This is a genomic window from Pseudarthrobacter sp. TAF60_1 (assembly GCF_052113505.1).
Classification (GTDB): domain Bacteria; phylum Actinomycetota; class Actinomycetes; order Actinomycetales; family Micrococcaceae; genus Arthrobacter.
Genome location: NZ_JBFRDI010000001.1, coordinates 143,449 through 163,435 on the forward strand (window position 1 = coordinate 143,449; position 19,987 = coordinate 163,435).

General features: G+C 63.5%; 18 protein-coding genes and 1 tRNA gene. 7 read left to right on the forward strand and 12 right to left on the reverse strand.

Annotated features, from left to right (window positions below; all coding sequences use genetic code 11):
• Positions 1-24: 24 nt before the first annotated feature.
• From AB4Y73_RS00735 to AB4Y73_RS00755, 5 genes are all read right to left on the reverse strand, one after another.
• Positions 25-1,350: an MFS transporter gene (locus AB4Y73_RS00735; protein ID WP_441867296.1), complete on the reverse strand. Its 1,326-nt coding sequence runs from the start codon at positions 1,348-1,350 to the stop codon at positions 25-27.
• Positions 1,347-1,838: a winged helix-turn-helix transcriptional regulator gene (locus tag AB4Y73_RS00740; protein ID WP_441867299.1), complete on the reverse strand. Its 492-nt coding sequence runs from the start codon at positions 1,836-1,838 to the stop codon at positions 1,347-1,349. Before AB4Y73_RS00740 ends, AB4Y73_RS00735 begins: the two co-directional genes overlap by 4 nt.
• A 111-nt stretch (positions 1,839-1,949) precedes the next feature.
• Entirely contained in the window at positions 1,950-3,110 is a 1,161-nt protein-coding gene (locus AB4Y73_RS00745; protein WP_441867301.1) for a cystathionine gamma-synthase, read from the reverse strand.
• A 17-nt stretch (positions 3,111-3,127) separates the two neighbouring features.
• The gene (locus tag AB4Y73_RS00750; protein ID WP_441867304.1) at positions 3,128-4,513 is read right to left on the reverse strand and encodes a cystathionine beta-synthase; all 1,386 of its coding nucleotides are present in this window, start codon (positions 4,511-4,513) and stop codon (positions 3,128-3,130) included.
• 43 nt (positions 4,514-4,556) lie between these two features.
• Positions 4,557-4,949 carry a VOC family protein gene (locus AB4Y73_RS00755; RefSeq protein WP_441867306.1) on the reverse strand — a complete coding sequence of 131 codons (393 nt, stop codon included), beginning with the start codon at positions 4,947-4,949 and terminating at the stop codon, positions 4,557-4,559.
• A 129-nt stretch (positions 4,950-5,078) separates the two neighbouring features.
• Here AB4Y73_RS00755 and AB4Y73_RS00760 point away from each other — a divergent pair, with 129 nt between their 5' ends.
• Positions 5,079-6,074, forward strand: coding sequence for a DNA-3-methyladenine glycosylase family protein (locus tag AB4Y73_RS00760; protein ID WP_441867308.1), 996 nt, complete (start codon positions 5,079-5,081; stop codon positions 6,072-6,074).
• Between the two features lie 51 nt (positions 6,075-6,125).
• Here the strand turns inward: AB4Y73_RS00760 and AB4Y73_RS00765 are convergent, their stop codons facing one another.
• Both AB4Y73_RS00765 and AB4Y73_RS00770 read right to left on the reverse strand, forming a co-directional pair.
• A complete protein-coding gene (locus AB4Y73_RS00765) occupies positions 6,126-7,070 on the reverse strand; it encodes a hypothetical protein (RefSeq protein ID WP_441867311.1) in 945 nt (314 codons plus the stop codon).
• 171 nt (positions 7,071-7,241) lie between these two features.
• On the reverse strand, positions 7,242-8,918 hold the full coding sequence (locus AB4Y73_RS00770; RefSeq protein ID WP_441867313.1) for an AMP-binding protein: 1,677 nt from the start codon (positions 8,916-8,918) through the stop codon (positions 7,242-7,244).
• A 67-nt stretch (positions 8,919-8,985) separates the two neighbouring features.
• Between AB4Y73_RS00770 and AB4Y73_RS00775 the strand changes: the two genes are divergently transcribed.
• Entirely contained in the window at positions 8,986-9,264 is a 279-nt protein-coding gene (locus AB4Y73_RS00775; protein ID WP_441867315.1) for a putative quinol monooxygenase, read from the forward strand.
• 87 nt (positions 9,265-9,351) lie between these two features.
• Here the strand turns inward: AB4Y73_RS00775 and AB4Y73_RS00780 are convergent, their stop codons facing one another.
• The gene (locus AB4Y73_RS00780) at positions 9,352-9,795 is read right to left on the reverse strand and encodes a thioredoxin family protein (protein WP_441867936.1); all 444 of its coding nucleotides are present in this window, start codon (positions 9,793-9,795) and stop codon (positions 9,352-9,354) included.
• A 159-nt stretch (positions 9,796-9,954) separates the two neighbouring features.
• Here AB4Y73_RS00780 and AB4Y73_RS00785 point away from each other — a divergent pair, with 159 nt between their 5' ends.
• From AB4Y73_RS00785 to AB4Y73_RS00795, 3 genes are all read left to right on the forward strand, one after another.
• Positions 9,955-10,938, forward strand: a complete 984-nt coding sequence (locus AB4Y73_RS00785) for an ABC transporter ATP-binding protein (RefSeq protein WP_441867318.1) — start codon at positions 9,955-9,957, stop codon at positions 10,936-10,938.
• Entirely contained in the window at positions 10,935-11,735 is an 801-nt protein-coding gene (locus AB4Y73_RS00790; protein WP_441867321.1) for an ABC transporter permease subunit, read from the forward strand. The genes AB4Y73_RS00785 and AB4Y73_RS00790 overlap by 4 nt, the downstream gene beginning before the upstream one ends.
• 110 nt (positions 11,736-11,845) lie before the next feature.
• Complete coding sequence (locus AB4Y73_RS00795; RefSeq protein ID WP_441867324.1) at positions 11,846-12,934, forward strand: right-handed parallel beta-helix repeat-containing protein; 1,089 nt, start codon at positions 11,846-11,848, stop codon at positions 12,932-12,934.
• A 10-nt stretch (positions 12,935-12,944) separates the two neighbouring features.
• On the opposite strand, the gene AB4Y73_RS00800 is transcribed toward AB4Y73_RS00795, so the two are convergent.
• Positions 12,945-15,833 (reverse strand): phospholipid carrier-dependent glycosyltransferase, encoded by a 2,889-nt coding sequence (locus AB4Y73_RS00800; RefSeq protein ID WP_441867327.1) that lies wholly within the window; start codon positions 15,831-15,833, stop codon positions 12,945-12,947.
• A 465-nt stretch (positions 15,834-16,298) separates the two neighbouring features.
• On the opposite strand from AB4Y73_RS00800, the gene AB4Y73_RS00805 reads away from it, so the two are divergent.
• Positions 16,299-17,267: a GNAT family N-acetyltransferase gene (locus tag AB4Y73_RS00805; RefSeq protein ID WP_441867330.1), complete on the forward strand. Its 969-nt coding sequence runs from the start codon at positions 16,299-16,301 to the stop codon at positions 17,265-17,267.
• A 23-nt stretch (positions 17,268-17,290) separates the two neighbouring features.
• Here AB4Y73_RS00805 and AB4Y73_RS00810 read toward each other — a convergent pair whose 3' ends face one another.
• Positions 17,291-17,836, reverse strand: a complete 546-nt coding sequence (locus tag AB4Y73_RS00810) for an acyl-CoA thioesterase (RefSeq protein ID WP_441867333.1) — start codon at positions 17,834-17,836, stop codon at positions 17,291-17,293.
• Between the two features lie 424 nt (positions 17,837-18,260).
• Here AB4Y73_RS00810 and AB4Y73_RS00815 point away from each other — a divergent pair, with 424 nt between their 5' ends.
• A complete protein-coding gene (locus tag AB4Y73_RS00815) occupies positions 18,261-19,253 on the forward strand; it encodes a LysM peptidoglycan-binding domain-containing protein (RefSeq protein ID WP_441867336.1) in 993 nt (330 codons plus the stop codon).
• 207 nt (positions 19,254-19,460) lie between these two features.
• Here AB4Y73_RS00815 and AB4Y73_RS00820 read toward each other — a convergent pair.
• Together AB4Y73_RS00820 and AB4Y73_RS00825 are read right to left on the reverse strand one after the other, a co-directional pair.
• A tRNA-Tyr gene (locus AB4Y73_RS00820) sits at positions 19,461-19,542 on the reverse strand.
• 180 nt (positions 19,543-19,722) lie between these two features.
• Entirely contained in the window at positions 19,723-19,977 is a 255-nt protein-coding gene (locus AB4Y73_RS00825; RefSeq protein ID WP_441867339.1) for a hypothetical protein, read from the reverse strand.
• Positions 19,978-19,987: the final 10 nt, after the last annotated feature.

Below are 19,987 nucleotides of genomic sequence, written 5' to 3' on the forward strand. Positions count from 1 at the left end.
TTGGGATCCTAGGCTGGCGGATGGTCAGGCTGCGGCCACCGGGACGGGTTCCTTGACTTCTTTGTCCTTGCGGATGGTGGCGCTGATGACGGCGGCGATGGTGCACATGGCCGCCGCACCGAACCACGCGTAGGTGTATTCACCGGTCGCGTCCCGGAGGGCACCGGCTCCGAGGGCAGCCGCGGCCGCACCGAGCTGGTGCGCAGCAAAGACCCACCCGAACACCACATTGCCGTCCGCGCCGAACGTCTTGCGGCAGATCGCAGCGGTTGGCGGCACGGTGGCCACCCAGTCCAGGCCGTAGATCACCACAAACACGATCATGCTGGGCTGGACGGCGGCACTCAGGAGCAGCGGCAGGACCAGCAGACCGATTCCGCGGAACTGGTAGTAAACAGCCAGCAGGACCTTGGGGTTGTAGCGGTCGGTCAACCAGCCGGAGGCGATGGTCCCCAGAATGTCGAAGATCCCGACGACGGCGAGCAGCCCGGCCGCGGTGGTTTCCGGCATGCCGTGGTCGTGGGCGGAGGGAATGAAGTGGGTGCCGATCAGTCCGTTCGTGGTGGCCCCGCAAATCGCGAACCCTGCAACGAGGGCCCAGAACGTCCGCACCCTGCTGGCCCGTTTGAGGACTTGAAGCGCCCGCACGGCGGCGTTGCTGCTGCGTCCGCTGTCCACTGCGGGGACGGCAGCTGCTGCAGACGAAGCCGCTCCCTCCTCAGGCTCCGTTTCGCCATAAGGCAAGGCGCCGACGTCGGCCGGTGAGTTCTTGAGGAACTTCAGCACCAGCGGAACCACTGCCAGCGCACCGGCGGCGATCAGCAGCGAGGCCTGCCGCCAGCCGGGGTCCTGGGCCAGCATGGCGATAAACGGCAGGAAGACGAGCTGGCCCGCGGCACTGCCGGCGGTCAGGATGCCGATCACCAGGCCGCGGCTCTTGGCGAACCAGGTGTTGGCGATAGTGGCCGCGAAGACGAGGGCCATGGAACCGGTGCCCAGGCCGATGAGGAGCCCCCAGGTGAGGAGGATCTGCCAGGACTGGGTCACCAGGACCGTGAGTGCACTGCCCGCCCCGATCATCACCAGGGCTGTGGCGGTGACGGCGCGGATCCCGAAGCGTTCCATCAGGGCCGCGGCAAACGGCGCTGTCAGGCCGAACAGCACCAGGTTGATGCTCACGGCCGCGGAAAGAACGGTGGTGGACCAGCCGAATTCCTGCTGGAGCGGCACCATGAGGACGCCTGGGGCGGCCCGGAAGCCGGCCGCGCCGACCAGTGCCAGGAAGGCCACGGCTGCGACGATCCAGGCGGGGTGGAGCCGCCGCCGGCGGATCCTCCCGGGGGCGCTCATGCGGCGGCCGTTGCGAGTTCGACGGGAGATTCCGAGCGGGTGAGGCTGTGCCAGCTGGTGTTCGCAGCAGTGAGCCGTTCGCCGCAATTCGTGCAGGTGTCCGCCGAGCCGGTGCGCCTGCCGCAGCCGGAGTGGATGACAAACATGTGGGCTTCATCCGAAGGTGCGGGCAGGTGCTTTTCCGCCCAGATGACCACGGCGTTCAGGACCGGGAGGGCGTCCTCGCCCTTCGCTGTCAGGACGTACTCCTGGCGGGTGCGTCCGCCGTCGTCGTACGGTTTTTTGGTCAGCAACCCGGATTCGACCAAGCCGGCGAGGCGCTTGGTGAGCACCGAGTCAGCCACCGTCAGGCGGGACTTCATGGCGTCGAAGCGGCCGTTGCCAAAGAAGATTTCGCGAAGCACCAGCATGCTCCAGGGATCCCCGAGGATGTCCAGGCCGCGGGCCATGCTGCAGGAACGTTCGGACCAGTCGGATCGCAGTGCCATAAAGGCACCCTAGCTGACTTTCTTGAAGAAAGCCAGGGTCCGCTGTCACGCGAGAGAGCACTTCGCGGTGGTGTTTCGCCGCGCGACCAGCGCGAAGTGCTCTCTCGCGGGTTACTTCAGGAACGTGAAGGCGTGCTCCAGGTCCGCGATGAGGTCCTCCACGTCTTCGATGCCGCAGGAGAGCCGGATCAGGTTGACCGGGACCGCCAGTTCCGTGCCCTTGACCGAGGCGTGGGTCATCTCGGAGGGGTAGTTCATCAGCGATTCGATGCCGCCCAGCGATTCCGCCAGGGTGAACACGGAGGTGTTCTCCGCAACGGTGCGGGCCGCCGCTTCGCCGCCCTTGAACTGCACGGACACCATGCCGCCGAACTTCTTCATCTGCTTCCTGGCCAGCTCATGGCCGGGGTGCGAAGGAAGGCCCGGGTACAGCACGGCCTCCACCTCGGGACGCTGCAGGAGCCATTCGGCCACGGCCTGGCCGTTCTCGCTGTGCCGGTCCATTCGGACACCGAGCGTCTTCAGGCCGCGCGTGGTGAGGAAGGCGTCCATGGGCCCGGACACCGCGCCCACTGCGAACTGCACAAAGCCGACTTTCTCCGCGAGCTCCGCATCCTTGACCACAATGGCGCCGCCCACAACGTCGGAGTGGCCGCCGATGTACTTGGTGGTGGAGTGGACCACGACGTCGGCACCCAAGGCGAGCGGGGTCTGCAGGTAGGGCGAGGCAAAGGTGTTGTCGACCACCAGGAGGGCCCCGGCGTCGTGCGCCACCTTGGCGAGCGCCTCAATGTCGGTGATCTTCATCAGCGGGTTGGACGGGGTCTCCACCCAGACGAAACGGGTCTTGTTTGCGGCCACGGCTTTGCGAACCGCATCCAGGTCCGCCATGTCCACCGGGGTGTTGCCGATTCCCCAGTCGCCCAGGACGCGGCTGATGAGCCGGTACGTGCCACCGTAGGCGTCGTTGCCGAGGACAATATGGTCGCCGGGCCGGGTCAGCGCCCTGATGAGGGAGTCCTCAGCGGCCAGGCCGGAGCTGAAGGAGTAGGCGTGGGTGCCGCCCTCGAGTGCCGCGAGCTGCTCCTGCAGGGCGTCGCGGGTGGGGTTGCCGCCACGGCCGTATTCGTAGCCGTCGCGGAGGTTGCCGATCCCGTCCTGCGCGTAGGTTGTGCTGAAGTGCAGCGGCGGGACCACCGCGCCGGTCCGGGGTTCGAAGGCCTGGCCGGCGTGGACAGCGCGGGTGTTGAAGCCTTGGTTTTCTGCAGACATGGTGCTCCTTTGGAGTATTAGTTGCTGAGGTAGGCGAGCAGGTCGTGGCGGGTGAGGATTCCCACGGGGGCACCCACAAACGTCACCATGACGGTGTCCACATCGGACAGCAGCTCGCGGGCGGCGGAGATGGTTTCCAGCGAGCCGATCACCGGCAGCCGCTCCCCCATGTGTTCGGAGATCTTGTCCGTCAGCTTGGCTTCGCCGCGGAAGAGCTTGGACGTCAGGGTGCGCTCGTCCACGGCACCGAGGACCTCGCCCATCACCACGGGCGGTTCCTGTGAGAGGACCGGGATGTGGCTGACGCCGAACTCGTTCATGATGTTGATGACATCGCGGACAGTCTCGTTCGGGTGGATGTGGACGAGGTCCGGCAGCTCGCCGTTCTTGGTTTTGATGACTTCTCCCACAGAGGCTTCCTCGCCGCCTGAGAGGAAGCCGTAGGAACGCATCCATTGGTCGTTGAAGATCTTGGCCAGGTAGCCGCGGCCGGAGTCGGGCAGGATGACCACCATCACGGCGCTCTCGGGGAGGTCACGCGCGGCCTGCAGTGCTGCCACCACGGCCATGCCGGAGGAGCCGCCCACCAGCAGGCCTTCCTCGCGGGCCAGCCGGCGGGTCATTTCGAACGAGTCGGCATCGCTGACGGCAATCACCTGGTCCGGCACCGACTTGTCGTAGTTGTCCGGCCACATGTCCTCGCCCACGCCCTCAACGAAGTACGGGCGCCCGGTGCCGCCGGAGTAGACCGAACCTGCGGGGTCCGCGCCGATGATCCTGACCCGGCCGCCGTCGGCCTCGGCACGGCCTGCGGAGGCCTCCTTGAGGAACCGGCCGGTGCCGGTGATGGTGCCGCCGGTGCCGGCGCCGATCACGCAGTGGGTTACGCGGCCGTCGGTGTCACGCCAGATTTCCGGACCGGTGGTCTCGTAGTGGCTGCCGGGGGCAGCCGGGTTGGAGAACTGGTCGGGTTTGTAGGCGCCCGGGATTTCGGTGACGAGCCGGTCCGAGACGCTGTAGTAGCTCTGCGGGCTATCCGGGGCCACGGAGGTGGGCGTGACCACAACTTCGGCGCCGTAGGCCTGGAGCACGGCGCGCTTGTCCTCGCCCACCTTGTCCGGCACCACAAAGATGCACTTGTAGCCCTTTTGCTGGGCCACCAGTGCCAGCCCCACACCGGTGTTTCCGGACGTCGGCTCGACGATGGTTCCGCCGGGCAGCAGCTTGCCGGTCCGTTCGGCCTCTTCGATCATCTTCACCGCAATGCGGTCCTTGATGGAGCCGCCCGGATTGATGTATTCCAGTTTGACCAGGACAGTGGCTTTGATGCCTTCCGTCACATGGTTCAGCTTGATGAGCGGCGTGTTTCCGATGAGGTCCAGGACGGACTGCGCGTACTTCATACGTACAAAGTTACCGCCTGCCGTGTCCGGCGCTGCCCCGGCGTCAGTTCGTGGCCGAGGAATCCGTCTGCCAGAGGCCCATGATGTTGCCTTCGGTGTCCGTGAAGTAGGCGAACCAGCCCATGCCGGGAACGGCGGCTTTGGGCTGGGCCACCGAACCGCCGGCGGATTCGACCTGTTCCAGTGCCGCGTCAACGTCCTCCACATCGATGGTGATGATGGGCGACTTGAGGCTGTCCGTGCGCGGGAACAGGGCGCCGTTGATGGCGCCGGGCGCGCTCGGCATGCCTGTCTGCTGGTCGGACGGGGTGGTGATGGCGCTGGTGTAGTCCATCCCCTGCATGGGGACGAGGGTCCAGCCAAACGCGGTCTGGTAGAAGGTGTTGGCGCGTTCTTTGTCACCGGTGGGGATCTCAAAATGCACAACTCCAGCCACTGGATGCTCCTTTGGATGCCAGGGGAAGGCGCGGACGCCCCGCGCCACTTGGAGTCTAGTCCGGGCAGCTGCCGCCTGTAAGTGGCTCCCGGAACGCGCGTTGTCAGCCTGCCGTGGGACGATAAAGACATGACCATTGCTGACGCTCCCGCCCGGCTGGCCGCCGCCGCGGACGCGTCCCTCCGATGGCATCCGGACGGCCCCTACAGCCTGCAGCAGACGCTGGGCACACTCCTGCGGGGCACCGGTGATCCCTCGTTTTCGTTCCGCCCGGACGGACTGTGGACTGCCTTTACGACGCCGGACGGTCCGGTCACGGTGCGCCTGACAGCCGGCGGCGGCGCGGGTTTGCCCGGCGGTCCGGAGGCCGCTGTTGATGCCCAGGCCTGGGGGCCCGGATCCTTTGCAGGGCTTGCCGGCGTGCCACGGCTCCTGGGCGCCGGCGACGACTGGGCGGCCTTCGACGAGCCGGCCTTCCACGCCACGCTTCCCCGGATGGTCCGGGACGCCCGACGGCGGAACCCGGCCGTCCGCCTGCCCTCCACCGGGCGCATGGTTGATTGCCTCGTGCCCACCATTCTGGAGCAGAAGGTCACGGTCATCGAAGCCAGGCGCGGCTACCGGTACCTGATGTACCGGTTCGGCTCTCCCGCGCCGGCGGCCGGGACGGCCGCGCCGGCCGGGCTCCGCGTCCAGCCCACCCCGGAGCAGTGGCTGCGCATCCCCTCATGGGAGTGGCACCAGGCCGGAGTTGGCCCCCAGCGGTCGGCAACGGTCATGCGGGCGCTGCGCTCCGCCGTCGCGCTTGAACGGCTGGCGGCCCTGCCGGCGTTGGAGGCGGCGGCAAAGCTGCAGGTCATTCCCGGCATCGGGGTATGGACAGCGGCCGAGGTGGTTCAACGGACCCACGGCTGCCCGGACTCGATCGCTGTGGGCGACTACCACCTTGCCGCTTACGTCGGTGCCGCCCTGACCGGCCGCCGGACGGACGACGCCGGGATGCTGGCCCTGCTGGAACCGTGGACGGGCCACCGGCAGCGGGTGGTCCGGATGATCGGGTTGAGCGGCTTCCGCAAACCCACGTTTGGCCCGCGGATGACCATCCAGGACCACCGCCGGCACTGACCCCTTCTTTTGCAAGCAACGCGGGGTCACTTTTGGTTCGATAAACCGCGGTTATCGGGCGAAAAGTGACCCCGCGTTGCTGTAGGACCGGCGAGCTCGTTTGATTCTGGCCACGAGCTTTTGGAAACCGTCGGCAAGGTCGTCTGCGTTCGGCTTGAAGTAGGACCAGCCGGCGCTGACGAAGAATTCATCGCGGCGGTTGTCGCGGGACTGCTGTTCCCTCGTTCGGTGATGTGCGCCGTCGTACTGCACCGCGATCCGGTGCCGTCGGTACCCAAGATCGGCTGCGGGCGACCCCGGATCGTCGGGATCAAGGCGGAGCTGCAATTCGGGTTCGGGCAGGTGCGCGTCCAGCAGCGCCAGCCGAAGGAAGGTTTCCGGGAACGAATCGGCCCCCACCCGCATGTCGTCCAAGGCAAGTCGCGCCTTTTCAACGCCCTTCATGTTGGGATGCTGCCGTATCAGCAGTCGCAGTCCATCCTTATAAGCAAACGGCGCGCTACGAAACTCCAGATCCGGCCGCGGCATGCGGATGAGTTGGTCTCCCATAGCAATGACGTAGCGCGGGGGCAGTTGATGGGCGAGGTCTAGCCACGTCCGAGCCGGCCCGCTGACCCTGATCCCGTCGATCTCCACCACTTCGCCCGGAATAACGTGCACGCGGTGACCGATGATGCCGGTCCGCCGGACCCTGGGCAATCCGTGCGGCTTGCTGAGGTGGATGCGCGGATCCTCTCCCAACCAGGGAGGGAGTCCCAGATCAAAAAAGATGGCTGCTGTCTCATGGGAAACCCAGGCGTCCGGGGTCGCAGCGCAAAGCACGCGCGCCCGTTCGACTATTGAAAGTTCCCGGCCGGCGTGCGTTCGGATCAGTCGGCCCGCTCCAACCAGGTCCTTGGCCCGCAACCGGTTGGGTGCCACGCCAAGGTCCCTTGCCTGGTAGATCGTGAAGGGCAACTTGGCGAGATCGTCCGGGAGTGGCTTCGCAGTAACCATGGCACCAGTGTGCCCTCTCGGAAGGAACGGCGTCTTAAGTTATCCACAGACCCCCTCATGAGCCAACGCGGGGTCACTCCACGCTCAAAGAATGCCAATTATCGGGCGAGAAGTGACCCCGCGTTGCAGTTAGTGAGCCATGGAGTCAGTGAGGGTTGCAGCAGTCAGGGCTCAGAGGCCCAGTCGGGCCACAGCTTCCTCACGCATCTCCACCTTGCGGATCTTCCCGGACACCGTCATCGGAAAGCTTTCGCGGACATCCACGTAGCGCGGGATTTTGTAGTGCGCCAGCTTGCCGCGGCAGAACTCGGCGATGGCGGCTTCGTCCAGCCGTTCCGCCCCGGGTTTCAGGATGATGCACGCCATCAGTTCCTCGCCGTACCGGGCATCCGGGACGCCGATCACCTGCACGTCCTGGATGGCGGGGTGGGTGTAAAGGAACTCCTCGATCTCGCGCGGGTACACGTTTTCGCCGCCGCGGATCACCATGTCCTTGATCCGCCCCTCGATCACTATGTAGCCATCCTCATCCATCCGGGCGAGGTCGCCGGTGTGCATCCAGCCGTCGGCGTCGATCGCGTCGGCGGTCTTGTCGGGCTGGTCCCAGTAGCCGGCCATCACGGCATAGCCCCGGGTGCACAGCTCGCCGATCGTCCCCCGTTCCGCCACCTCGCCGGTCCCGGGGTCAACAATCTGGCTTTCGAGCAGGGGCATGGTGCGGCCCACGGTTTCGGTCCGCTGCTGCATGGTGTCCCCGTGGCGGGTCATGGTGGAGACGGGCGAGGTCTCGGTCATCCCGTAGCAGATGGCCACGTCCACCATGTGCATCTCCGAAATGACCCGGTTCATTACCTCGATGGGGCACAACGACCCGGCCATCACACCGGTCCGCAGCGTGGAAAGGTCGTAAGAGGTGAAGTCCGGCAGTGCGAGCTCCGCGATGAACATTGTGGGCACGCCGTACAGCGATGTCCCGCCAAAATCCTGGACAGCCTCCAGTGCCGCCGCCGGCGTGAACCCGCGTCCTGGAATGATGGTGGCAGAGCCATGGCTGAGGGCGGCCAGGTTCCCGATCACCATCCCGAAGCAGTGGTAGAACGGCACCGGGATCACCACCCGGTCGTGTTCCGTATACCCGAGCAGCTCACCGATGGAGAAGCCGTTGTTCAGGATGTTGTGGTGCGTCAGCGTAGCCCCTTTGGGGAAGCCGGTGGTTCCCGAGGTGTACTGCAGGTTGATGGGATCGTGCGGGTCCAGTTCTGCCATCCGCGCCTTCAGCCCTGAATGTCCGACGGCGTCAGCCCGCTTGAGCAGCTCGGCGTACGTCAACTCCGCTTCACTTTGGGGGATTCCGGCGTCGAGCCCGTCCACCCCGAGGTCCGGCAGGAACACGAGTTCGCCCAGGTCCGTGCAGGCGGCGAGGGCCTGGCGCGCCATCCCCACATAATCGCTGTTACGGTCCGACGGCGCTGTGACAAGCATCCGCATGCCGTTCTGTTTCACCACAAACTCGAGTTCGTGGCTGCGGTAGGCCGGGTTGACGTTCACCAGGATGGCGCCGGCCTTGGCGGTGGCGTACTGCAGGAGGGTCCATTCGGCGCAGTTCGGGCTCCAGATGCCCACCCTGTCACCCTTTGCGACGCCCGAGGCGAGGAGCGCGCGGGCCAGGCGATCGACGTCGTCGTTCATTTTTGTGTAGCTCCAGCGGCGGGCATCCCCGCCGGGAACTGGTGCGGCCTCGATCAGGGCGTCGTGCAGGGGAAACCGGGCCACCACCCGCTCGAAGTTCTGTCCGATGGTTTCTTCAAGGAGCGGAACGTCAGTGTTCCCGGCTGTGTAAGCGCGCATGGTGGCACGCTACCAACATCAGGACGTGAGGAGAAGCATCCGGGCGGCGGCCGGTATTGTGAAATCCATGAGTGCACCCATCGACCTGCAGGCAACGTTCATCCCCAACGACGGCGAGTTCTTCCGTGTGAAGCTCGCACTGGAAATCGCGATCGACGAGGTGGTCAACGAGCCCGGCTGCATCCGGTACGAGCTCACCGAGGCCACCGAGGAGAAGCTGGTCCTGACGGAACAGTGGGCGTCCGAGGAGGACCTGGAGAAGCACTCCAAAGGCATCGCCGTGCAGGATCTGAACGAATCGTTGAGCGCGCTGCTGGCCGAGCCCGTGAAGATCGAACGGCTGTGATCCCCGTTTCCCGAGAACGCAGATAAACAACGAAGCGCGGCCCTCACTTGAGGGCCCCGCTTCGTTGTTGAGGAATCACGTCAGTGATTACATGTCCGGAATCTGCGTGCCGTCCTGCGGGCCGGAGTTCTTGCTGGCGCCCGAGTTGCTGCCGGCGGCCGCCGCGGCTTCCGCCTGCGAGCGCGCCACGTGGGCGTGGACCTCGTCCATGTCCAGGGCCTTGACGGCGTCCACGACCTGTTCCAACTGCTGGGCGTTCAGCGCACCGGGCTGGGAGAAGACCAGGACCTTCTCGCGGAAGGCCATCAGCGTGGGGATGGACGTAATGCCGGCCTCCGCGGCGAGCTGCTGCTCAGCCTCGGTGTCCACCTTGGTGAACAGGACGTCGGAGTGCTTCTCCGACACTGCACTGTACGTGGGCCCGAACTGCTTGCACGGACCGCACCATTCAGCCCAGAAATCCACCAGGACAATATCGTTGCCTTCGATGGTCGATGCGAACTGTTCACCTGTGATGTCTACGGTAGCCATGGTTCCACGGTACGCGAGCCGCAGGCGGATGTCCCGGCCGGAGCCGCCCTGTTCGCTGCCCGCGTCATCGGGAATATCCCCGGCGTTGCCGTGTACACCGGTCACTGCGGGGCTTACCGTTGGGGCATCAGCCGCTGACTGCCGCACCTAGGAGGGGTTATGGCCCACGCTATTTCCACCCGATCCCTGACGAAGAAGTTCGGCCGGCGCGAAGTGCTGCACGGCGTGGATTTCAGTGTGGAGGCCGGCTCCGTGTTTGGCGTGATCGGCCCCAACGGCGCGGGCAAGACCACCACCATGCGCTGCCTGCTGGACATTATCCGCCCCACCTCCGGGGAGGTCCGGGTCCTGGGCAAGGATCCGCGGCTGGGCGGTCCGGAGCTCCGGCGCCGGATCGGCTACCTGCCCGGCGAGCTGTTCCTCGAGGGCCGCGTGACCGGCCGCAAACTCCTGGCCCACTACGAGGCCATCAGCGGCCCGGTGGCTCCGGGCAGGATCGACGAATTGGCCGAGCGGCTGGGGCTGGACCTCGACCGGCATACGCGGAAACTGTCCAAAGGCAACAAGCAGAAATTGGGCCTGGTCCAGGCCTTTATGCACAACCCCGAGCTGCTGGTCCTCGATGAACCCACCAGCGGCCTGGATCCGCTGGTCCAGCAGGAGTTCCATGCCATGGTCCACGAAGGCCGCCAGCAGGGGCAGACCATCTTCCTCAGTTCCCATGTGCTCAGCGAAGTCCAGCAGACCGCCGATACTGTTGCCATCCTGCGGGACGGCCGGATCATCGCCGTCGAATCTGTCAGCGGGCTGCGGGAAGGTGCCGTCCGGCACCTCCGGTTCACGGCTAACGGGATAACGGCGCACGACGCCGGTGCGCTGCTCGAGGCGGTGCCCGGCGTCGGACATGTGGAGGTACTGGAGTCCAACGGTACTGTCACCCTGTCCGCCACCTTGGAGGGCGCCATCCAGCCGCTCGTCAAGGCCCTGGGCACCCTGCAGTTGAAGGACCTGGTCCTTGAGGAGCCAGACTTGGAGGAATCGGTACTGCAGATGTATTCAAGTCCCGGGGAGTCGGGCTCGGGCGATTTACGCTCCAAGGCTTCAACCCGCAGGGCTTCAACTCACCGGGAGGCCGCCAAATGAGCACCACCCTGCCGCTCTTCCGCCGCTCGTTCTTCGACAGCTGGCGCTCCACCCTCGCGTGGGCCGCCGGACTGGCCGCCGCCATACTGCTGTACCTTCCCCTGTACCCGTCCATTGGCGGCAGCGCACAGATGCAGGACATGATCGATGCCCTCCCGCCCGAAATGACGAAAGCACTGAACTACGACCAAATCGCCAGCGGCCCCGGCTACACCCAGGCAACAGTCTTCGGGCTGATCGGCTTCCTGCTGATGACCATCGCCTCGGTGGGATGGGGCGCCGCGGCAGTGGGCGGCGACGAGGAATCCGGCCAGCTGGAGCTGACCCTCGCCCACGGCGTGACCCGGGTCCAGGTGGTCGTGGAGCGCGCCATGGCCCTGCTGGTTCGGGTCCTGCTTCTTTCGGCCCTGGTGTTTGTGCTGGTGCGGTTACTCAACGATTCCGCCCAGCTGGATATCCGCCCGGAGAACCTCTTTGGTGCAGCCGTACTGTTCGCCGGGCTGACGCTGCTGACCGGGACCGCTGCCCTGTGCGCAGGTGCTGTTTCCGGCCGGCGGACCTACGGGCTTGCCGTGGGTGCCGCGGTAGGCGTTCTGGGCTATGTCTTCAATGCCGTGGGGAGGCAAAGCCCGGATCTGGACTGGCTGCTCGGCCTCAGCCCGTATCACTGGGCATACGGCAACCTCCCCGTGGCCAACGGTGCGGACTGGGCCGCGGCCGGATGGCTGTGCGGCATCTCGGCGGCACTGGTGGCTGTGGCTGCGTTTGCCCTCAGCAGGCGCGACGTCGGCACGTAGGCGACTATCTCGAAGTGCTGCCAAGTTCCTCATTACGTACTCAACCCAGAAGACGGATTGATGGTCAGGAGGAGGAATGCCATACTGTGTGTGCGAACAAAGGTTGGCTCATGATGACCCATAGATTGCAGACAATACTCCTCTTGAGTGTCGTGGGGGGTGTCATACTGACCGCCTCTGCGTTTAGTACAGGCGGCGCCAACTCCGGCGCCTGCAGCGCAACAGGCAGCAGCGCCACCAACCAACTGCCTGTAGATCCAGTTCTGGCCGGGAACTCGGATGCGATTCAAAGAGCCATTGACTCCGCAGCAGCCAGCGGCGGAGGAATCGTGCAACTGGCGCGCGGTCAGTACGATATCCAACGCCCCCTCGTGCTGAAGAACAATGTCGCGCTCAGGGGGTCCGGGCCGGAAACAGTTCTTAAGGCTTCGTCCCGCTTTCTGGATATCAAAGGTCCCCACGGCGGGCACCCTCTCGTGACCACCGATGGGGCAGTTAAAGTCACGATCGCCAACCTCACAGCCGATCAGAGCGGTGATGTTCTGAATGGAAATGTCGAGGGAAGGCTTAATGAGTACCTCATCGATGTAAGGCATTCCGTCAATGCCCTGGTGGAAGGGGTTACAACAAAAAACCCCTTCACGTACTCGATAGCCGTTGTGGGTAGTAGCAACTTCTGCGTAAGGGACAGCTCAACTGTTTCGGAGTCAACAGGAATGTACGATCAGCTCGACGGCATCCATGTCACCGACTCTCACGGAGGCGTGGTGGTCGGCAACCGCGTCGACCAACGCAAAGGCCAAGACGGTGACGATGGTCTCGTGGCCCAAACGATGGGCGCCGAAGTCTACGACGTTGTTTACCGGAACAACGATGTCCGCGGCGGGTCGCATGGTGCCAGCATGCAGTTGGCCGTCTCCGGTCATGAGATCCACCACATCACCATCGACAACAACCGGTTCTGGGGCTCACCGTCTGGAGTCCGTACGGGCTATTACGACGGACAGACCCAGGCAGTCCATGATGTGACGATCAAAGGTAATAGCTTCTCGGACTTGGACGGCGCTTCCGCAGACATTGTGGGTCAATTGGAGAACATCCAGATACTGGACAATCGTATCTGCCGTAGTGGTGAATTCCATGTGCAGAAGGCACCGAAGAACGTCATAGCGGGCAACGTCACATCCTGCGAACTTTGAAGCACTCTTATTACTTCCCAGTTTCGTATGTGGTTGCCGGAGTACCAACTCCTTGCCGCGCTCCTGCCACCAGGTCGTCGGAATCAACAAACCACAGAGTTGTCGTCCCGTTCGTCAGGCCAGGAAGGCTGAAGACAGGAGAGGCGTGCTCTTGCAACCATGGCAGCATAGCGGGCTGGACGTAACCGTAACCTTGGCTGGTGGGGAGGGATTGAGTGAGTATGTAGTTGGCTTTGTTTTCCAGCATCAATGGCGCGGATGGCCAGACACCAAAGCGCTTGTCCTCCGCGAAGGCAACCTCTCCCGTGCTGTTAGTGACCGTCACTCTCGCCTCAGGCGGGAGGTTATTGTTCACCCACTGCCTAACTTGGCTGAAGCCGTCATCGGTGGACGTCTCCAAGCGAAGTCCCAAAGTTGTTGTAAGAACCAATAAAGCGGTGCCAGCGGCAATAACCGGCTTACGGAACCCGGGATGCTGCTCCACAACCTCCACGCTCAGGACTGCGATGCTCAACACCCCGGCGATCATCACGCCGTACCCGTATTGCTCCTCGAAGGTCCCGAAGGCAGCGCTGTACAACCCGTACAACCCCAGGGACAGGCTCGTCAGACCAATGAGCCGCCGCTCAGGGCGCACGCTCAAGCAAAGAAGCGCGGCAGCCACGGGACAAAGTGCAAGCAGGATGTAGCTGGACCCGAAGTGCCCCGCGTTATCGAGCAGACGGGATATGAGGCTCGGGGAACTTCCGGCTGTGAAGCCGGTGGATTTCTCCACTCCGATCAGGCGTTGTACGCCGCCGAGCTTTGCCCGTGACCAGTCCGGAAGCATTCCTTGGGCCAGGACTATGCACATGTATCCCACATATGGGAGAGTTGCTGCCACCAAGATACGGACCGAATCACTCAGGCGCATCGTATGCCTCCACACGACGGCTACAACCAGAGGCACAAACGTGCACAGGACAAAGAAATCCTTCGTTAATATGCCGTACCCGAGCATTAATCCCGCAAGGACAAGGAGCCACCCGCGTTTTGGGGAAAGCGGTCGACCAAGCTGTGTGACGAGGACCAACAATCCCCCCAGGACAGTTGCCATGGCAAGAGTCTCCAGGAAGACGTGACTGTTGCTACGCAGAACGAAGGGTTCGAAGGACAGCAGAATTGCGGTTGCCCACGCAGCGGCTTGGTTGCCGACCTTCCTGACAAGCAGGAACCCGAGCCCCACACTTACAGCTCCCAGGAGGGCATTCAGCCATCGGAGCTGCATGACCAGATCGAGGCTGCTACCACCAACTCCGAACACATTGATAATGGCGCCCTCTACCCAAAAAAAACCGGGAGGGTGCAGAAAAAACGGACCATCCGGCAGTCTGGGCAGTATCTGCCCAGTGCTGACTGACTGGCCGAGCAGGGCGTAGAGCATCTCATCAACCCACAGCTCGAAACCTTGAGTGATGCCAATCGCGCGGACACCAAAAGCCATCGCCACGCAGACCACGAATAGCCCCAGCGACTTAGAGAAGTTCACAAACTGGGGGCTCCCTGCACCCTGCACAATGGCTATATGTTTTGACCAGAGACGTTTAGCTATCCCCTCAGCAGTAACGGCGGCAAACAGCAGACGGTCCATCGCGGCAATCGGGACACCCCTTAAATGTGCCAAGACGTAAAGTCCGGCCAGCATGACAACCAGCAACCAGACGATGGGCTGCCCGCCCACCACATAAAGGCAAAGGAAGAGGCCGCCGGCCATGACAAATCCTCTAGCGGCCAGCCGTCCGGAACGCGGGGGAAGGACGGGGCACGAAATGGCTGCCAGAGCGGCCGCAGCCAAGACGGAAGCTGCAGCACAGCCCACCGCCAACCCGCTGACTCCATCCATGGTCCACCCGATAAATAGCCCACTAGGCACAAGGACCGAGGCAAGGCCGAGGCCAAGTTGGCACCGTCGATAGGCCCGGACTCCAAGGAGCACAGTCACGAGCACCGTTATAGAGGCATACCCGAGCCCCGACAGGGCCAGCCATGGCAGAAGCACCAGTGAATCGTGATAACGCTGCGGCAGTGCCCAAGCTACTAATGCTTGAGGCGCGGTGGCGATAACTGCACAGGCGAAGAGGGCCAACCGACCGAAGGAGCGGAGGGCCGCCCTCAAAACAGCGTTCACCTGGACCCCGGGTCGGCGCAATAGTGGGAATATGACTATTACGGTGCCTGCTGCCACGTAAATCGGGGCTTTTGCAATGGAAGCCAGGGTCTGGAAGCCGGCAGCCCCGGCCGAACCTCCGTCGAGAAACGCGATGATTACGACGTCAATGCCCACCAGTACGGAAACCACGCACAGCGTGCAGGCAATATCGGCCGTCTCGGCCCACCGCCACTTCTGGCGTAGCACCTGAGGCCGCCATGTCAGGTCTTGGAGAAATGATCTCGGTGTAACGAGCAGCGCCAGTCCTCCCATTGCGAACCCGAAGACTGCTCCCGGAGTGCCCCAAGAAAAAGCGACTACAAGGAGGGAGAAGAGAAACCGGGTGGAAATCTCGCCCAAAGACTTGAGCGTGTACCGGACAAAACGCAGTTCTCCTTGAAACCACCCGGAAGGTGCCGCCCCCATGAACAATACAAATGACGCGAGGGCAACAAGAGTAGCCGTGGTTGGCGAGCTCACGCCCGAGATGACCAGACCTGTGATCAGAGCGGCCACAAGGCCCGCCATAACAGATACTAAAGCCGCGAATGCCATTGCATCCCGGCGGCCTTCAGACCCTGGAGGGTGTGCTCCCACCGCGTGGGATAGGGGCAAGGGCACCAACGCTGAGGTGACAATGCCCACCATGCCAAGCAACATTTGGGCAGCCGCGAACTGGCTGAAATCGCTCGGAGCTAAGGCATTGGACATGAGCAGAGTGCACGAATAGCTAAGGACGCCTACAATGCCGGCCGAGAGCGACAAAAGGCCGCCATGCTTCGCGACGCTGCCGTGGTCGCCTTTAGCTTGAGCTTTGTGGCTGGGTGAAGCAGATCCAGCCTGGAGCTCAGAAACGCGAACTATCGACACGCATTACCCCCTTGTCACGGTGCGCAGGTGAGAAACGTTCGACTGCGGTTCACCCATGTTTCTTTTCATCCGGCCCCAGAGTACGGGTGGCGCGCGCGGCGAACACGAGTACTGACTACTCAATTGGAGACGCCACGACTACTTGGATTCCAGATGGCAACAAGACGTTCCTCCGCAGCAGAAGGAGCTTGCCGATCCGCGCGACAAGGACCGTATACTAGGCCTTCTCTACAGCCCACTGCCCACCGCACGCCCACTCCACCTAGGCACCTTCCTATGCGGACTGGCAATTGTAGGAGACCCCGAATGGACTTCTTCGCTTCTGACATATTTTTGACGGCCGTTGCTAAAGACTTCTACGGCGCAAAGCACTACCGGTTTAAGACGTACGGAATAAACGGGCATAGCGTTCGCCTGGTCGAGGTGAATGGCAGACGGCCCATCGTCAGCGGACCGTTTTACGATTTTGTGAAACCGCTTACCTCGGAGGAAATGCCCGACGAAGCCCTGGGCTTCATTCCGAAAATCGTAACGTCCACCGTGCAATTGGACGAGGACACACCATCTGACGCGACGAAGGCAACGAGTCAAGATCCAGCTCCGCTGATTATTTGGAAAGAGTTTCCGACCTGGGAGGACTACGAGGCGCTTCTGCATCGGCGGAGTAAAGCACTACTGAGCAACGTTCGGAAACGCCGGACGAAATTACAGCGCGAGCATGGTGAGACCACTTATCGCTTTGACGACCACAACTCCGCAGCCTTCGACCTGCTGTGTGCCTGGAAAAAGGGGCAATATGAAGGAGGCAACGAGACGCTGGAAAATCCACGAGCCGTCGCAATGTTGCGCAGCCTGTTCAATGATGGTCATCTGATCTTGTCCACGCTAAAGGCCGGAGACCGATACGTTTCAATAAAGGCCGGGTTTGTCTGGGAACGACACTACTTGTCGCTCATGCCGGCCTATGACCCAGAATTTGCAAAATATGGTATTGGCAAAGACCTCCTTCTGCGGACACTTGAGCACAGTTATCGCACGGGTGACAAGTACTTTGACTTTCTACAGGGTGCCGAGCCTTACAAGTTTGACTACGCCACCCACCTGCAGATCATCGATTCTCTTGGGAAACCCCCGATAAGTCACGAAATTCGAACCAGAACAGAGCGGGCCGTCAAGGCAGCCCTTATGCGATTGGGTCCGACGACGTTTTACCGCGTAAAACGGGGCATCCTGGCCACCCGACGGTTCCGGCAATTCCTGAACTGGTCACGGTAATCTAACACCGCACGCCGGATTCCTCACGCCCACAGGTGCGGCGCCGGGGTACGGCTGCCGGGAAGGGCGTTGGTCTCGCGCCACTCATGGATCCATTCCGGCAGCACCAGGTCCGCCGGCGGTTGACCGAACTCGCGCAGAATATCCTCCTGGCTGACGGGTTTTCCCTTGTTGACCAGTCGGGTGGCGATGTAGGCACGCGCATAAATTTCGCCGTCGGCCACCATGCGCTGCTCGAAATAGATGGCCTTGGCATCCAGGCCGATGATCTTCGTTTCGATGGTGTACTGCTGCCACAGCTGCAGCGACTTCCGGAAGGCGATGGTCTCCCCCGCCGCGACCGGGCTCCAGCCGCGCCGGCGCATCCGCTTCCACACACCGCTGCGGACCATCAGGTCGAACCGGCCCAGGTCCATGAGGGAAAAGTACATGCCGTTGTTGACGTGCATGGCGATGTCGATGTCGGTGGGGAGGACCCGCAGCGGCAGGGACGACGTGCCCCAGATGGTCAGCGCCGGGCGGCGGGCGGACGTGAACAGCCTCAGGAGGGTGCGCAGAAGCAGGTGCATCCCCCATTGTTACCCGGGGGTAACAAGCTGGCAAATTCGGCTCCCGATATGTCCTGCCGGCCCGCGCAGAGAGCCGGGGGCCAGTGTCAGCCACACGGGTGCCGGCAGGAAACCCGGGCCCGGCCAAGTAGGCCGCGGAAATAAGAGGGGTAGCCCCTACTCGTGCCCCACCGGCACGGCCTTCCTAGACTCGGAGTTCTTAGGGCCGAACAAAGTTGCCGGCGCATCCTCCCATGCTGGGGTGGGTGATGCCGCTTCATTGCGGAGCTCCCGCCTCTTCATCGGCGGGCGCCTCCCATCCGTGCGCTAGGGGTGCCGGCCGCAGCCGGGACCCCCGCAGCGCATCACACGTTGCTCCGTCCCGTATCCGGTTGGTGGCACAGCCACGGAACCTGTTGCGGGGCCGACCCTCGATGGGCCCCCTATGAACCAGCCGACCGCAAACAACGCCGAAACGCCACCCAGCCGAAACTTCGAAACAGACGTCCCCAGGGTCGATCTCCTACCTGGCCGCAAACCGGTCAACAAAAAACTGTGGGCAGGCATGGCAGGCGCCGCGGTAGTTGCCACAGTCAGCATCGCCGCATTGACAGGGGCCGCCGCAACGGCGCCCGGGGCACCTTCCGCCGCGGGGGCAATCACGACGGCGGACGCACCGGTGGAGCCAGCCGCCGTGCCGGTTGTCCCGGCACCGCTGGACGTGCCCCCGGCAGCCGCGGCTGAACCGGGTGCCGTTGACCCTGCTTCGGTTCCGGCGGCTGTTGCCGTCCCGGCCGAGGCACCGGCACCGCCGGCTCCTGAACCTCCGCCCGCAGCCGACACGAACCTCTACACCGTCGTCCCGGGCGACACCGTAGGCGGGATCGCGGCCACTCATGGCGTGGACATGAGCGCCATGCTCGCCGCCAACGGACTTGGTGGATACAGCATCATCGTTCCAGGCCAGACACTGAAACTGACCGGTCCCGCCGTCGCGATTTCGGCTCCCGCACCTGCACAGGCCGCCGCTCCGGTACAGGCTGCTGTGGCGCCCGCACCGGTTGCGGCCGCTGCCCCGGCGGCGGCTCCTGTGGCACCGGCAGCCGCGGCCGTCCGGACCATTTACGTGGCGGGCGCCGGTGGTCAGTCCATGGTTGACGCCTGCATCGGGCCCATTCACTACACGCCAAATGACGGGTACTCGCTCTTCATCACGGAGCACGATTTCTGTGGCGGCTGGGCGCGTTTCTCCGGTATTGGTGTGGGTGAAGCCGTCAGCATTCCCGGTTACGGCACGTTCACGGCGACAGCGCGGGGCCAGGTGCCCAATCCAGGCACCACGAACGACGTCATCCGGGTATTTGGCGGATTTCCGCGGGCGATCCTGCAGACATGCATCCCCGGCACCAACCAGATGCTGCTGATCGCCCTCAATTGAGGTCTGAAGCTTGCGAATGTTGGGCAGGCTTCCCGCGCAGCTCTCCCCGGGTGACGGTCTATTCCCCCAGTAACGCCGCGGGGAATAGACCGTTAGGCGGGGAGCTCCGGGGCCGGTCCAGTAAGTGGCGCTCCAGGGCCGGCCGGGCCTGTTCACGGGCACAAAAAAGCCTCCGGAACCTGATGGTTCCGGAGGCTTTTCCTTGGGTGGCAGATGAGGGATTCGAACCCCCGTAGGCGTTGCCAGCTGATTTACAGTCAGCCCCCTTTGGCCGCTCGGGTAATCTGCCGAACTTCAAAAGAAGATCACCCCCGGCTGCAGTCTGCCGAACGTCCGTTTCCGGGCCGTTCCGCTTCCAGTAACCGCGGGCAAGACAACTTTACAGAACTTCTGCCGAAGAATCGAATCGAGCCGCTGCGCCATTGAAAACTGCCCTACAAGCCGCGCGGTTCCGCGGAAAACCGGGAAATCAGGCTTCGCCGAGAATGCGTCCAGCCAGCTTTGCCTCGAACTTCAGTGCCTGTTCCTCGGTGATTTGGTTCAGCTGGACTGCCCGCCGGAGATCCTCGCTGACGCCGTCCATGCGGGCGGATGCATCCAGGACGGGGCTGAAAATGATGGAACCTGCCAAAGCGGCTGCCGCGACGGAGGTGGCTGCGGTGGCAACTGCCCCGGCGGCAGCGGCGGTTGACCGGGTGACGTAGCGGACGGCGTTGTTTTGCATTGCTTCCCTT

What these genes read in the sequence shown, in the direction of transcription:
- AB4Y73_RS00770 (WP_441867313.1), bottom strand. Translation starts at nt 8,918, where the DNA reads ATGCGCGCTTACACAGCCGGGAACACTGACGTTCCGCTCCTTGAAGAA.
- AB4Y73_RS00740 (WP_441867299.1), bottom strand. Translation starts at nt 1,838, where the DNA reads ATGGCACTGCGATCCGACTGGTCCGAACGTTCCTGCAGCATGGCCCGC.
- AB4Y73_RS00795 (WP_441867324.1), top strand. Translation starts at nt 11,846, where the DNA reads ATGATGACCCATAGATTGCAGACAATACTCCTCTTGAGTGTCGTGGGG.
- AB4Y73_RS00775 (WP_441867315.1), top strand. Translation starts at nt 8,986, where the DNA reads ATGAGTGCACCCATCGACCTGCAGGCAACGTTCATCCCCAACGACGGC.
- AB4Y73_RS00805 (WP_441867330.1), top strand. Translation starts at nt 16,299, where the DNA reads ATGGACTTCTTCGCTTCTGACATATTTTTGACGGCCGTTGCTAAAGAC.
- AB4Y73_RS00825 (WP_441867339.1), bottom strand. Translation starts at nt 19,977, where the DNA reads ATGCAAAACAACGCCGTCCGCTACGTCACCCGGTCAACCGCCGCTGCC.
- AB4Y73_RS00785 (WP_441867318.1), top strand. Translation starts at nt 9,955, where the DNA reads ATGGCCCACGCTATTTCCACCCGATCCCTGACGAAGAAGTTCGGCCGG.
- AB4Y73_RS00750 (WP_441867304.1), bottom strand. Translation starts at nt 4,513, where the DNA reads ATGAAGTACGCGCAGTCCGTCCTGGACCTCATCGGAAACACGCCGCTC.
- AB4Y73_RS00735 (WP_441867296.1), bottom strand. Translation starts at nt 1,350, where the DNA reads ATGAGCGCCCCCGGGAGGATCCGCCGGCGGCGGCTCCACCCCGCCTGG.
- AB4Y73_RS00790 (WP_441867321.1), top strand. Translation starts at nt 10,935, where the DNA reads ATGAGCACCACCCTGCCGCTCTTCCGCCGCTCGTTCTTCGACAGCTGG.
- AB4Y73_RS00765 (WP_441867311.1), bottom strand. Translation starts at nt 7,070, where the DNA reads ATGGTTACTGCGAAGCCACTCCCGGACGATCTCGCCAAGTTGCCCTTC.
- AB4Y73_RS00815 (WP_441867336.1), top strand. Translation starts at nt 18,261, where the DNA reads ATGAACCAGCCGACCGCAAACAACGCCGAAACGCCACCCAGCCGAAAC.
- AB4Y73_RS00780 (WP_441867936.1), bottom strand. Translation starts at nt 9,795, where the DNA reads ATGGCTACCGTAGACATCACAGGTGAACAGTTCGCATCGACCATCGAA.
- AB4Y73_RS00810 (WP_441867333.1), bottom strand. Translation starts at nt 17,836, where the DNA reads ATGCACCTGCTTCTGCGCACCCTCCTGAGGCTGTTCACGTCCGCCCGC.
- AB4Y73_RS00745 (WP_441867301.1), bottom strand. Translation starts at nt 3,110, where the DNA reads ATGTCTGCAGAAAACCAAGGCTTCAACACCCGCGCTGTCCACGCCGGC.
- AB4Y73_RS00800 (WP_441867327.1), bottom strand. Translation starts at nt 15,833, where the DNA reads ATGTCCAATGCCTTAGCTCCGAGCGATTTCAGCCAGTTCGCGGCTGCC.
- AB4Y73_RS00760 (WP_441867308.1), top strand. Translation starts at nt 5,079, where the DNA reads ATGACCATTGCTGACGCTCCCGCCCGGCTGGCCGCCGCCGCGGACGCG.